Annotated in this window: 14 protein-coding genes; 9 read left to right on the top strand and 5 right to left on the bottom strand. The window is 71.5% G+C overall.

Annotated elements, in window-relative coordinates; all coding sequences use genetic code 11:
* Positions 1-282: 282 nt before the first annotated feature.
* On the bottom strand, positions 283-981 hold the full coding sequence (locus tag FLX08_RS24285) for a SanA/YdcF family protein (protein WP_244312856.1): 699 nt from the start codon (positions 979-981) through the stop codon (positions 283-285).
* A gap of 3 nt (positions 982-984) precedes the next feature.
* Entirely contained in the window at positions 985-1,992 is a 1,008-nt protein-coding gene (locus FLX08_RS24280; RefSeq protein ID WP_142621650.1) for a COX15/CtaA family protein, read from the bottom strand.
* A 155-nt stretch (positions 1,993-2,147) separates the two neighbouring features.
* Between FLX08_RS24280 and FLX08_RS24275 the strand changes: the two genes are divergently transcribed.
* Complete coding sequence (locus tag FLX08_RS24275; protein WP_142621648.1) at positions 2,148-2,855, top strand: GntR family transcriptional regulator; 708 nt, start codon at positions 2,148-2,150, stop codon at positions 2,853-2,855.
* A 62-nt stretch (positions 2,856-2,917) separates the two neighbouring features.
* On the opposite strand, the gene FLX08_RS24270 is transcribed toward FLX08_RS24275, so the two are convergent.
* From FLX08_RS24270 to FLX08_RS24260, 3 genes are all read right to left on the bottom strand, one after another.
* Positions 2,918-3,829 (bottom strand): EamA family transporter, encoded by a 912-nt coding sequence (locus FLX08_RS24270; protein ID WP_142621646.1) that lies wholly within the window; start codon positions 3,827-3,829, stop codon positions 2,918-2,920.
* Positions 3,830-4,072: 243 nt separating this feature from the next.
* Positions 4,073-4,789, bottom strand: a complete 717-nt coding sequence (locus tag FLX08_RS24265) for an ABC transporter permease (protein ID WP_142621757.1) — start codon at positions 4,787-4,789, stop codon at positions 4,073-4,075.
* Between the two features lie 56 nt (positions 4,790-4,845).
* Entirely contained in the window at positions 4,846-5,802 is a 957-nt protein-coding gene (locus FLX08_RS24260; protein WP_142621644.1) for an ABC transporter ATP-binding protein, read from the bottom strand.
* A gap of 337 nt (positions 5,803-6,139) precedes the next feature.
* On the opposite strand from FLX08_RS24260, the gene FLX08_RS24255 reads away from it, so the two are divergent.
* From FLX08_RS24255 to FLX08_RS24220, 8 genes are all read left to right on the top strand, one after another.
* A complete protein-coding gene (locus FLX08_RS24255) occupies positions 6,140-6,907 on the top strand; it encodes a helix-turn-helix transcriptional regulator (RefSeq protein WP_244312864.1) in 768 nt (255 codons plus the stop codon).
* Positions 6,904-8,316: a Fe-S cluster assembly protein SufB gene (sufB, locus tag FLX08_RS24250; protein ID WP_142621642.1), complete on the top strand. Its 1,413-nt coding sequence runs from the start codon at positions 6,904-6,906 to the stop codon at positions 8,314-8,316. Before FLX08_RS24255 ends, sufB begins: the two co-directional genes overlap by 4 nt.
* Positions 8,316-9,440, top strand: a complete 1,125-nt coding sequence (sufD, locus tag FLX08_RS24245) for a Fe-S cluster assembly protein SufD (protein ID WP_142621640.1) — start codon at positions 8,316-8,318, stop codon at positions 9,438-9,440. The genes sufB and sufD overlap by 1 nt, the downstream gene beginning before the upstream one ends.
* Positions 9,437-9,766 (top strand): non-heme iron oxygenase ferredoxin subunit, encoded by a 330-nt coding sequence (locus tag FLX08_RS24240; RefSeq protein ID WP_142621638.1) that lies wholly within the window; start codon positions 9,437-9,439, stop codon positions 9,764-9,766. Before sufD ends, FLX08_RS24240 begins: the two co-directional genes overlap by 4 nt.
* A gap of 6 nt (positions 9,767-9,772) precedes the next feature.
* Positions 9,773-10,549 (top strand): Fe-S cluster assembly ATPase SufC, encoded by a 777-nt coding sequence (gene sufC / locus FLX08_RS24235; RefSeq protein ID WP_142621636.1) that lies wholly within the window; start codon positions 9,773-9,775, stop codon positions 10,547-10,549.
* Positions 10,549-11,811 (top strand): cysteine desulfurase, encoded by a 1,263-nt coding sequence (locus FLX08_RS24230; RefSeq protein WP_142621634.1) that lies wholly within the window; start codon positions 10,549-10,551, stop codon positions 11,809-11,811. Before sufC ends, FLX08_RS24230 begins: the two co-directional genes overlap by 1 nt.
* Before the next feature lie 3 nt (positions 11,812-11,814).
* Positions 11,815-12,252 (top strand): Fe-S cluster assembly sulfur transfer protein SufU, encoded by a 438-nt coding sequence (sufU, locus tag FLX08_RS24225; protein ID WP_139573119.1) that lies wholly within the window; start codon positions 11,815-11,817, stop codon positions 12,250-12,252.
* 67 nt (positions 12,253-12,319) lie between these two features.
* A complete protein-coding gene (locus tag FLX08_RS24220) occupies positions 12,320-12,709 on the top strand; it encodes a metal-sulfur cluster assembly factor (protein ID WP_142621632.1) in 390 nt (129 codons plus the stop codon).
* Positions 12,710-12,838 lie beyond the last annotated feature (129 nt).

Genomic DNA, 12,838 nt, shown 5'->3' with positions numbered 1-12,838 from the left:
ATGGTGGGAGCGCTCCCACATGGCCCGGACCCTAACGCGCCGGGCCGTCACCGGCCAGGGGACACGCCTTCACCCGTCCTGTCCGCCCAGCTCAGCGCGGCTCGCCCGATGAAAGTTTCGCCGTCCCGCTTGTCATGCCGCCCGCCGCGCCGCCGGTCCCCCCTTCTGCGCGCCGCCGGTCCCGGCCTTCCCCGCGCCGCCATCCCGCTGCCCCTCGCGCCGCCCGTTTTGGCCTCTGCGCGAACCCTGCGCCGCGCCCACGTGCGCGCCGGGCGCGTGCGCTCAGCCCGCCAGCGCGCGGTCGAGCGCGGTCTCGGGACGGCCGAGGAAACGCGGCGAGGAGTGCAGGACCAGGCTGTCCAGCAGGGCCTTGGCGGATGCGGGGAACTCCCTGACGGCGTAGGCCACCGTCTCCGTCGGCCAGTCGCGGCTGGAGTCGTCGCCGACGCCGAACGCGTCGATCCCCGCCGCGCGGCACAGGGCGACGGCCCGGGGGAGATGGAACACCTGGGTCACCACGACGACACGGGACGCGTCGAAGATCTCCCTGGCCCGTACGCACGAGTCCCACGTGTCGAACCCGGCGTAGTCGAGCACGATCTTCCGGGCCGGCACACCGTGCGCGACCAGGTAGTCACGCATGATCGAGGGCTCGTCGTAGTCCTTGCGGCTGTTGTCGCCGGACAGCAGCAGGGCCCGCACCCTGCCGGTGCGGTACAGCTCGGCCGCGATGCCGAGCCGGGCGGCCAGCATCGCGCTGGGCTTGCCGTTCACGACGCCCGCGCCCAGCACGAGCGCGGCCGGCATCACGGGCACCTCGGCGATCCAGCGCGTGCCCGGCTCGGCCGTCACCCGGTGGGCGGAGCTCGCCAGCCAGGCCCAGGTCATCGGCGCCAGCGGCAGCACGCTCAGCGCGACGAGGACCTGGAAGCCCCGGCGCCGTGCCGTACGCGACCAGGTCCAGGGGCGCGGGAGGCGCACCCCTCAGACCCCCGCGGTGTGGAGCTCCGGCTGCCGGTGGGCGGGGGCGGGCGCGGGACCCCGGGTCCGCATGAGGAACACGACGCGCAGCGCGCAGACCCACACGAGCGTGGCGCCCAGCACGTGCAGGAGCACCAGGGCCGCGGGGACGGCGAGGAAATACTGCACATACCCGATCACGCCCTGGGACAGCTCCACCCCGAGCAGCACGAGCGCGGCGCGCCGGGCGCGGCCGGGGGCGCCGGAGACGCGCAGGGCGAACAGCAGCGCGAACGTCAGCCCGACGACGACGTAGGCGATGTCGGTGTGCAGCCGCACCACGTCCTGGATGTCGAAGCCGAAGCGGGAGGCGGCCTCGTCTCCCGAGTGCGGCCCGGTGCCGGTCACCACCACTCCGGCCAGCAGCAGCACGAAGGCGGCCGCGCTCAGCACGTACGAGAGCGTGCGGATGTCCCTGTGGACCACCCGCTTCGCCGGGGCGTCGCCCTCGTCCGACCGGGCGAACAGCACGACGGCGGCGGCGATCATGCCGATGGACAGCAGGAAGTGGACGCTGACGGTCACCGGGTTGAGCATCGTGTGGACCACGACCCCGCCCCACAGGGCCTGGACGAGGACGCCGGCCGGTTGCACCAGCGCGAGCCGCAGCAGGACCGGACGGCCGCGCTCGCCCCTCGACAGCTGCCAGGCGGCGATCACACACGCGGCCGCGACCGCGAGCACGAGGAACGACAGCAAACGGTTGCCGAACTCGATCGCCATGTTCACCGGCGCGTGCGTGTCGATCCTCGCCGGGACGAAGCTGTCCGGCGTGCAGCGCGGCCAGGTCGGGCAGCCGAGGCCGGAGCCGGTGACGCGGACGGCGGCGCCGGTGACGGTGATGCCGACGTTGACCACGATCGCCGCCAGGGCCCACCGTCGCATCGACTCGTTCGTGGGGAACCGCACCGAGCGATACAGGGCGAGCAGCGTGCCGCGGATCCGGTCAGTCGTGGGATTCACGAAATTCATCGTAGGCGGCCCTGTGGGTGGTCCCTTCTCCGGCCCGCGCGCCGTCCGGCGGGCCTACTTGGGCCGCGCGCCCTCCCCGGCCCGCCCTGTGATCGTTTCCCGGGAGGGGCCGGTACGATCGGCCGTACGCGACCGAGGAGGGCGGTGGCCGGTCGATGGGCGGGGTGTGGAACGGACCGGCGAGCCGCGAGCGTGACGACCTCGGCGCGCCGGGCGCCGGAACGCGGCAGAACCTGCGCGAGCAGGTGGCGCAGGCGCTGCGCGACGCGCTGGTGGCCGGGGAGATGCGGCCCGGCGTCGTCTATTCGGCCCCGGCGCTGGCGGCCAGGTTCGGGGTCTCGGCCACGCCGGTGCGGGAGGCGATGCTCGACCTCGCCAAGGAGGGCCTGTTCGAGGCCCTGCGCAACAAGGGCTTCCGGGTCGCCGAGGTGTCCGAGCGCGACCTCGACGAGATCATCGAGATCAGGCGGCTGATCGAGGTGCCCACGGTGGCCCGGCTCGCCGGAGAGTCCCTGGGCGCGCGGGCCGAGGCGCTGCGCCCGATCGCCGAGGAGATCGTCTCGGCCGCCGGAAGGGGTGACCTGCTCGCCTACGTGGCCGCCGACCAGCGGTTCCACCTCGCGCTGCTGGCCCTGTCGGGCAACGCCCGGCTGGTCGAGACGGTCAGGGACCTGCGTGCCCGGGCCCGGCTCTACGGGCTGCGCGGGCTGCCCGACGCGCGGATGCTGGCGTCTTCGGCGCGCGAGCACCTCGACCTTCTCGACGCCGTCGTGTGCGGTGACGCCGGGACGGCCGAGCGCCTGATGAACCACCACCTGCGGCACTTGCGCGCGATCTGGTCGGCCGACCCGCCCCCGGCCTGAGCGGTACGACGGCCCGAGCCGTGCCGCGGCCCGAGCGGTACGACGGCCTGAGCGGGTACGGCTCAGCCGTCCCCCGCGCGGGTGGCGCCGATGGAGGCGACGACCACGCAGCCGATGGCCGCCCACTCGCGCACCTGGAGCACCTCGTGGAGGACGAACAGGCCGACGAGCGCGGCGGCGGCGGGCTCCAGGCTCATCAGGATGCCGAAGACCCGCTTGGGCATCCGGCGCAGGGCCTCCAGCTCCAGCGAGTAGGGGATGAACGAGGAGAGCAGGCCCACCCCCGCGCCGAGCAGCAGGATCTCGGGACGCAGCAGTTCGCTCCCGCCCGTGGTGACCCCGACGGGCGCGACGACGATCGTGGACACGATCATGGCGAACGACAGCCCGCTCGCGCCGGGGAAGCGGGCGCCGGTGGCCGCGGAGAGCACGATGTAGGCGGCCCAGCACGTGCCCGCCAGCGCCGCGAACCCGATCCCCACCCAGCTCGCGGTGCCCGCGTCCCCCCAGGGGGCGAGCAGGATCACGCCCGCGGCGGCCAGTCCCACCCACAGCAGGTCGAGCCGGCGGCGGGAGGACACCACGGCCAGGGTGAGCGGCCCGATGAACTCGATGGCCACCGCGATCCCGATCGGCATCCGGGCGAGGGCCTCGTAGAACGACAGGTTCATCAGGCCGAGGCTGAGCCCGAACGCGATGCCGACGGCGAGGTCGCGCCGCGACAGCCCGCGCACCTTGGGCCGGGCGACGGCCAGCAGCATGACGGCGCTGGTGGCGATGCGCAGGAAGACCACGGCCGAAGGGGACAGCTCAGAGAAGAGGTTCTTGGCCAGTCCGGCGCCCACCTGGACCGACAGGATGCCCAGCAGCACCAGTCCCGACGGCGGTATCGCGTCCGAGGCGGCCCGCAGCGCCCTGATCGGCGACGGCCTCATGCGATATGGCTCGGCTCCCGGAAGGGACTCAGCGGTCATGCCGGCAACCCCACATAAAGGCATTGATCACAACAAACGCCCGCAATCATATGCGCAGGCCGTCAAGCCGCAGGTGAGGCCCCCGGCATCGTCACTACCCGCGGCCGGTGTCACTCCCGGGGTCCCGTGTCACTTCCGCCGACCCATGCCGGTCTCAGCGGCCCGTGTCACTCCCAGCGGCCCGTGTCACTCCCAGCGGCCGGTGTCACTCCCAGCGGCCGGTGTCACTCCCAGCGGCCGGTGTCACTCCCAACGGAACGTGCGGGCGGCGAGGGCGAGCGCGGCCACCGTCCAGCACAGCAGCACGAGCAGCGCGCCGCCGGGGAAGCCGCCGCCGGCGCTCAGGACGGTGCGCAGGCCGGAGGTGAGCGCGCTGATCGGCAGCAGCCCGAGCACGTGCTGCACACCGGCCGGGAACCGGTCCAGCGGGAACAGCACGCCGCCGAGCCCGAGCAGCACCAGGTAGACGAGGTTGGCGCCCGCCAGCGTGGCCTCAGCCCGCAGCGTGCCGGCCATGAGCAGGCCGAGGCCGCTGAAGGCCGCCGTGCCCAGCAGGAGGAGCGGCACGGCCCACAGCGGGTCGCCGTGCGGCGACCAGCCGAGCGCCAGCGCCACCGCGACGATCACCACGACCTGCAGCGCCTCGACGGCGACGACCGCGAGGGTCTTGGCCAGCAGCAGCCCGGCCCGTGACAGCGGGGTCGCGCCCAGGCGCTTCAGCACGCCATACCTGCGTTCGAAGCCGGTGGCGATCGCCTGCCCGGTGAACGCGGTCGACATGACGGCGAGCGCGAGGATGCCGGGGGCGACGAAGTCGACGCGGGCGCCGTCGCCGACGTCCACCAGCGGGGCCGTGGAGAAACCGACGAGCAGCAGGATCGGGATGATCATCGTGAGCAGGAGCTGCTCGCCGTTGCGCAGCATGGCCCGGATCTCCGCGCCCGCCTGGGCGAGGACCATCCGGTGCAGCGGCGCGGCCCCGGGCCGCGGCGTGAGGTCCAGCGTGGCGATCGTGGTCACCGCAGCTCCCTGCCGGTCAGTTCGAGGAAGACGTCCTCCAGCGTGCGCCGCTCGATGCGCAGGTCCTCGGTGGTGACGCCCTCGGTGGCGCACCAGGCCGTGACGGTGGCGAGCAGTTGCGGGCCGACCTGCCCCTCGATGATGTAGTGCCCCGAGGGCGACTCCTTGGCGGCGCTGCCCGGCGGCAGCGCGGCCAGCAGTTCCTCCAGGTCGAGCCCGGGGCGGGCGCGGAACCTGAGCTGGCGCTCGGCGCCGGTCAGCGACTCGGGCGTGCCCTCGGCCACCACCCGGCCGTGGTCGATGACCACGATGTGGTCGGAGAGTTTCTCGGCCTCGTCCATCTGGTGGGTCGTCAGCACCACCGACACCCCGGAGGCGCGCAGCGCGGCGACCAGGTCCCAGCAGGCGTGCCGCGCCTGCGGGTCGAGCCCGGCGGTCGGCTCGTCGAGGAAGACCAGTTCCGGCCGACCGATCACCGCGGCGGCGAGCGACAGGCGCTGCTGCTGGCCGCCCGACAGCCGCCGGTACGGCGTACGCGCATGGTCGGCCAAACCGAGCAGGCCGAGCAGGGTGCCGGGGTCGAGCGGGTGGGCGTAGAACCGGGAGACCACCCGCAGCCACTCGCCCGCGCGGGCGGCGGGAGGCACCCCTCCCGTCTGCGGCATGATCCCCAGGCGCGGCCTCAGCGCGGCGTCGGCCGGGTCGAGGCCGAGCACGCGCACGGTCCCGCCGTCCGGCCGCCGGAAGCCCTCGCAGATCTCGATCGTCGAGGTCTTGCCCGCGCCGTTCGGCCCGAGGATCGCCGTGACGGCGCCCCGCGCGCAGGTGAGGGTCAGCCCGTCGACGGCCGTGGTGCTTCCGTAGCGCTTGACCAGCCCGTCGATCTCCACCGCCGGCGCGGCGCCGCCCGTGCTGCCGGGCGTGCTCTCGAACGTGCTGTCAACCCCCGGCACTCCCACCGGCCTCCCCTCGCAGGACCCACCGCCAGGCCGGCCGGATGCGGGCGGCCCTGGTCGGTCGTCGACGGCATCGAGTCTAGGGAGCGAGAGGCGCGCTCTCGTCGGCGAGTGCCGCCATTCCAGCCCAGGCGGGTAAAGGATGCGGAAAAGTCGCGTCGTCGCAGGTTAGGTAAGGCTTACCTGCGTGAGAAATTGCATCCTCGTCGACCTCTCCTTGGGTTTGTCGCCGGGGAAGGAATTACGGCACACTGATGTTGTGAAAAACATGCAGGGGAAGCAGAACGCCGAGAAGGCCGTGGTGACGCGGCCTGTCCCGGCGTCCCCTGTGCACATGGACCTCACCGCCGAGCGCGGCACCCGTGCCCGGGTGGCGCGGCTCATCCTGGAGCACGGCCCGGTGACGGCGGCGGCGCTCGGCGAGCGGCTCGGGCTGACCCCGGCCGCGGTGCGCCGCCATCTCGACGCGCTGCTGGCCGAGGGCATGATAGAGCCTCGTACGGCACGCCCGCGCGGCCAGCGGGGGCGGGGCAGGCCGGCGAAGATGTTCGCGATCACCGACGCGGGCCGCAGCGCCTTCGTCCACGCCTACGACGACCTCGCCGGCAGCGCGTTGCGCTTCCTGGCCGAGCGGCTCGGCGGCGAGGCGGTGTCGGAGTTCGCGCGGGCGCAGGTGTCCGGGCTGGTGGGCCGGCTTGAGGCGCTGATGCGCGAGGTCCCGGCCGAGCAGCGGGTCCGCGTGCTGGCCGAGGCGTTGTCCGCCGAGGGCTACGCGGCGTCCGCGTCCGCGACGGGCAAGGGCGGCGAGCAGCTGTGCCAGCACCACTGCCCGGTGGCGCACGTCGCGGCGCAGTTCCCGCAGCTGTGCGAGGCCGAGACCGAGGCGTTCGCCCGGCTGCTGGGCACGCCGGTGCAGCGCCTGGCCACGATCGCCAACGGCGACGGGGTCTGCACCACCCACGTGAGTTCACACGCGCTGGCCGCACGGCACGCGCGTTCCGATCCGACGGCCGCCGATTCATCGACCGCCGGTTTGTCGGCCGCCGATCCGCCGGCCGCACATCTATCGAGCACATCGACGAGCAAGGAGTCCGGAAGGTGACTGTCACCGACCGCCCGGAGCTGGAAGGCCTCGGGAATTACAAGTTCGGCTGGGCCGACACGGACGTGGCGGGGGCCACGGCCCGCCGTGGGCTGTCCGAAGAGGTCGTCCGCAACATCTCCGCGCTCAAGAACGAGCCGGAGTGGATGCTCGACCTGCGCCTCAAGGGCCTTCGGCTGTTCCAGAAGAAGCCGCTGCCGACCTGGGGCTCCGACCTCACGGGCATCGACTTCGACAACATCAAGTACTTCGTCCGTTCGACGGAGAAGCAGGCCGCGTCCTGGGACGAGCTGCCCCCGGACATCAAGAACACCTACGACAAGCTCGGCATCCCGGAGGCGGAGAAGCAGCGCCTCATCGCCGGCGTCGCCGCCCAGTACGAGTCCGAGGTCGTCTATCACAAGATCCGTGAGGACCTCGAGGAGAAGGGCGTCATCTTCGTCGACACCGACACCGGCCTGCGCGAGCACGAGGAGCTCTTCAAGGAGTACTTCGGCACGGTGATCCCGGTGGGCGACAACAAGTTCGCCGCGCTCAACACCGCCGTGTGGTCGGGCGGCTCGTTCATCTACGTGCCGCCGAACGTGAACGTCGAGATCCCGCTGCAGGCCTACTTCCGGATCAACACCGAGAACATGGGCCAGTTCGAGCGGACCCTGATCGTCGTGGACGAGAACTCCTACGTCCACTACGTCGAGGGCTGCACCGCGCCGATCTACTCGTCCGACTCGCTCCACTCGGCGGTCGTCGAGATCGTCGTGAAGAAGGGCGCCCGCTGCCGCTACACGACCATCCAGAACTGGTCGAACAACGTCTACAACCTGGTCACCAAGCGCGCCGTGGCGTACGAGGGCGCGACCATGGAGTGGATCGACGGCAACATCGGCTCCAAGGTCACGATGAAGTACCCGGCCGTCTACCTGATGGGCGAGCACGCCAAGGGCGAGACGCTGTCGGTCGCCTTCGCCGGCGAGGGCCAGCACCAGGACGCGGGCGCCAAGATGGTGCACCTCGCGCCCAAGACGTCCTCGACGATCATCTCCAAGTCCGTGGCGCGCGGCGGTGGCCGCACCTCCTACCGGGGCCTGGTGCAGATCGAGGAGGGCGCGGCCGGCTCGGCCTCGACCGTCAAGTGCGACGCGCTGCTGGTCGACCAGATCAGCCGGTCCGACACCTACCCCTACGTGGACGTCCGCGAGGACGACGTGTCGATGGGTCACGAGGCCACGGTCTCCAAGGTGTCGGAGGACCAGCTCTTCTACCTGATGAGCCGCGGCCTCGGCGAGGACGAGGCGATGGCGATGATCGTGCGCGGCTTCGTCGAGCCGATCGCCCGTGAGCTGCCCATGGAGTACGCCCTGGAGCTGAACCGCCTGATCGAGCTGCAGATGGAAGGAGCGGTCGGCTGATGGGCCTGGAGACCAAGCCGCTGTCGACGCTGCACGAGAAGTCGTCGTACGACGTGGCCGACTTCCCGGTGCCGACGGGCCGCGAGGAGGAGTGGCGCTTCACGCCGCTGTCGCGGCTGAAGGGGCTGCACAACGGCACGGCCGCCGTCACCGGCGGCGTCGTGGTGGACGTCGAGGCCGCGCCCGAGGTGCGCGTCGAGACCGTCGGCCGCGACGACGCCCGGCTCGGCAAGGCGTACATGCCGGCCGACCGGGTCAGCGCGCAGGCCTACTCGTCGTTCGAGAAGGCCACCGTCGTCACGGTGCCGAGGATGACGGTGGCCTCCACGCCCACCGTGATCACGCTGCGGGGGTCCGGGGCGGGCGCCGCGGCGTACGGGCACATCCTCGTGTCGGTGGAGCCGATGGCCGAGGCCGTGCTGGTGCTCGACCACCGCGGCAGCGCCGTCTACGCCGACAACGTCGAGTTCGACGTGGCCGAGGGCGCGACGCTCAAGGTCGTCAGCCTGCAGGACTGGGACGACGACGCCGTGCACGTCTCCCACCACCACGCCAGGCTCGGCAAGGACGCGACGTTCCGCTCGTTCGTGGTCACCCTCGGCGGCGACCTCGTACGGCTGTCGCCCTCGGTGTCGTACACCGCCCCGGGCGGCGACGCCGACCTGACCGGGCTCTACTTCGTGGACGCGGGCCAGCACCTGGAGCACCGCCTGCTGGTGGACCACAGCGTGCCCAACTGCCGCAGCAACGTGACCTACAAGGGCGCGCTGCAGGGTGAGGACGCCCACGCGGTCTGGATCGGCGACGTGATCATCCGGGCCGAGGCCGAGGGCACCGACACCTACGAGCTGAACCGCAACCTCATCCTCACCGACGGCGCCCGCGCCGACTCGGTGCCGAACCTGGAGATCCTCACCGGCGAGGTCGCGGGAGCGGGCCACGCGTCCGCCTCCGGCCGCCTCGACGACGAGCACATCTTCTACCTGCAGGCCCGTGGCCTCCCGTTCGACGAGGCCCGCCGTCTGGTCATCCACGGCTTCTTCGCCCAGCTGCTGGAGAAGATCGAGGTGCCGGAGATCCGCGAGCGCGTCCTGTCGGCGGTCGAGGCGGAGCTGGCCCGATGACCGCCGACACCGCCCACTGGGAGAAGGTCTGCAAGGTCGGCGACATCCCGGACGGCGGTGTCCTCGGCCTGGAGGTCGGGGAGACGCCGGTCGCGCTGGTGCGGACCGGCAGCGAGGTCTTCGCCCTGCACGACGTGTGCTCCCACGCCGAGGTGCGCCTCAGCGAGGGCGAGGTCTACGACCACACGCTGGAGTGCTGGCTGCACGGCTCCTGCTTCGACCTGCGCACCGGCAAGCCCACCGGGCCGCCGGCGACCAGGCCCGTCAACGTCTACCGAGTCAAGATCGAAGGCGACGACGTGTACGTCTCGCTCTCGAAGGAGTAAATACAAGTGTCCACCCTTGAGATTCGTGACCTGCATGTCGCCGTGGGCGACAAGGAGATCCTGCGCGGCGTCGACCTGACGGTCCGCAGCGGCGAGACGCACGCCATCATGGGCCCGAACGGCTCGGGCAAGTCCACGCTGGCGTACGCCATCGCGGGGCACCCCAAGTACACCGTCACCTCCGGTTCCGTGCTGCTCGACGGCGAGGACCTGCTGGAGATGTCGGTGGACGAGCGCTCCCGCGCCGGCCTGTTCCTCGCCATGCAGTACCCCGTCGAGGTGCCCGGCGTCAGCGTGTCGAACTTCCTGCGTTCGGCGATCACCGCGGTCCGCGGCGAGGCGCCCAAGCTGCGCGAGTTCGCCAAGGAGCTGAAGGCGGGCATGGACGCGCTGTCCATCGACCCGGCCTTCGCCCAGCGCAACACCAACGAGGGCTTCTCCGGCGGTGAGAAGAAGCGCCACGAGATCCTCCAGCTTGAGCTGCTCAAGCCGAAGATCGCGGTGCTCGACGAGACCGACTCCGGCCTCGACGTCGACGCCCTGCGCGTCGTGTCCGAGGGCATCAATCGGTTCCGGGCCTCCGGCGACACCGGCGTGCTGCTGATCACCCACTACACCCGCATCCTGCGCTACGTGAAGCCGGACTTCGTCCACGTCTTCGCCGGCGGGCGCGTGGTGGAGGAGGGCGGCCCCGAGCTCGCCGACAAGCTGGAGAACGAGGGCTACGAGGCATACGTGCGGGACGCGCGAAAGGCTGACACGACCTCGAAGGCGTCCGCCTGATGAGTGCGCCCGGCTTCGACGTGGAGAGGATCAGGAAGGACTTCCCGGTCCTCGGCCGCGAACTCCCCGGAGGCAGGTCGCTGGTCTACCTCGACTCCGGCAACTCCTCCCAGAAGCCGACCCAGGTGGTCGAGACCATGCGCGACCACCTGACCTGGCACTACGGCAACGTCGGCCGGGCGCTGCACGTGCTGGGCAGCGAGTCGACCGAGGCGTACGAGGCCGCGCGCGACAAGATCGCCGGGTTCGTCAAGGCCCCGTCGCGTGATGAGATCGTCTTCACCAAGAACGCCTCCGAGGCCCTCAACCTCGTGGCGTATGCCTTCGGCAACCCCGTCGGCGAGGACGAGCGGTTCCGGATGGGCCCCGGCGACGAGATCGTCATCTCGGAGATGGAGCACCACTCCAACATCGTGCCGTGGCAGCTGCTCGCGCAGCGGACCGGCGCGACGCTGCGCTGGTTCCCGGTGACCGACGAGGGCCGCCTCGACATCGAGGGCCTGGACGAGCTGGTGAACGAGCGCACGAAGATCGTCTCGATCACCCACCAGTCGAACGTGCTCGGCACGGTCAACTCGGTCTCGCCGATCCTGGCCCGAGCGCGCGAGGTCGGCGCGCTGATGATGCTCGACGCGTCGCAGTCGGTGCCCCACCAGCCCGTGGACGTGACCGAGCTGGGCGTCGACTTCGTCGCGTTCACCGGCCACAAGATGGTCGGGCCGTCCGGCATCGGCGTGCTGTGGGGCCGCCGCGAGCTGCTCGACGCCATGCCCCCGTTCCTCGGCGGCGGCGAGATGATCGAGGCGGTCTGGATGGACCACTCGACGTACGCGCCGGTGCCGCACAAGTTCGAGGCCGGGACGCCGCCCATCGTCGAGGCGATCGGCCTCGGGGCCGCGGCCGACTACCTGACCGCCATCGGCATGGACCAGATCAAGGCGCACGAGAAGGCCCTGGTCGCGTACGCGCTGGAGGCGCTTCCGGAGGTCCCCGGGCTGAGGATCATCGGCCCGCGCACGCCCATCGCGCGCGGGGGCACGATCTCGTTCACCCTGGAGGGCATCCATCCGCACGACGTGGGGCAGATCCTCGACGACGTGTACGGGATCGCGGTGCGGGTAGGCCACCACTGCGCCCGGCCGCTGCATCTCAGGTTCGGAATTCCGGCGACCACTCGGGCGTCTTTCTACCTGTACAACACGACGGCCGAGATCGACGCACTGGTCCGCGGCCTCCACCACGTGCAGAAGGTGTTCGGCTGAGCCATGATCGGTGAATCCATGTACCAGGAGCTGATCCTGGAGCACTACAAGCATCCCCAGGGCCGGGGACTGCGCGACCCGTACGACGCGGAGGTGCACCACGTCAACCCGACCTGCGGCGACGAGGTGACGCTGCGGGTGAAGGTGGCCGACGGCGGCAAGGTGCTCGACGTGTCCTACGACGGCCAGGGCTGCTCCATCAGCCAGGCCGCCGCCTCGGTGCTGCACGAGCTCGCGACCGGCTCCACGGTGGAGGAGTCGCTGTCCGTGGTGGAGGAGTTCACCCGGCTCATGCAGGGCAGGGGCCAGGTGGAGCCCGACGAGGACGTGCTGGGTGACGCGGTGGCGTTCGCCGGTGTGGCGAAGTTCCCCGCCCGCGTCAAGTGCGCGCTGCTGGCCTGGATGGCCTACAAGGACGCGCTGATGAGGAGCCAGGGATGACCGGCCGCCCCGGCCGCGTTGGGAAGTACGGCGCCGCGCAGCGGGCGCCGCGAGGTGAGGAGACGACGTGAGCAAGCCGACCGAGACCCCGACGGGCACCGTGACCGAGACGCCGACCGGCGAGTACGACGGGGAGACCTCCCTCGACGACGTGGTCGAGGCGCTGAAGGACGTGGTGGACCCCGAGCTGGGGATCAACGTGGTGGACCTCGGCCTCGTCTACGGCGTCAACCTCGACCCGGCCGGCGAGGGCGAGCGACCCATCGCCACCATCGACATGACGCTGACCAGCGCCGCCTGCCCGCTGACCGACGTGATCGAGGACCAGGCCAACTCGGCGCTCGCCGACCTGGTCTCCAACGTGGTCATCAACTGGGTCTGGCTGCCGCCGTGGGGCCCCGACAAGATCACCGACGAGGGCCGCGACCAGCTTCGCATGCTCGGGTTCAACGTCTGACCGGCCGGACCGGATCCGGTCCCGTCACCCGTGTGTCCGGGGCCGCGCGCCCCGGACACACGCGTTCCGGCCGGTCGTCTCCCACAGGGCCGGCGACCCGGCGCGCCCCGGCCTCCGTCCGGCCGCGGA

This window comes from Microbispora hainanensis (assembly GCF_006874475.1).
Taxonomy (GTDB): Bacteria; Actinomycetota; Actinomycetes; order Streptosporangiales; family Streptosporangiaceae; genus Microbispora; species Microbispora hainanensis.
The sequence above is the reverse complement of the archived record's forward strand: the minus strand, read 5'-3'. Positions and strand labels throughout refer to the sequence as shown.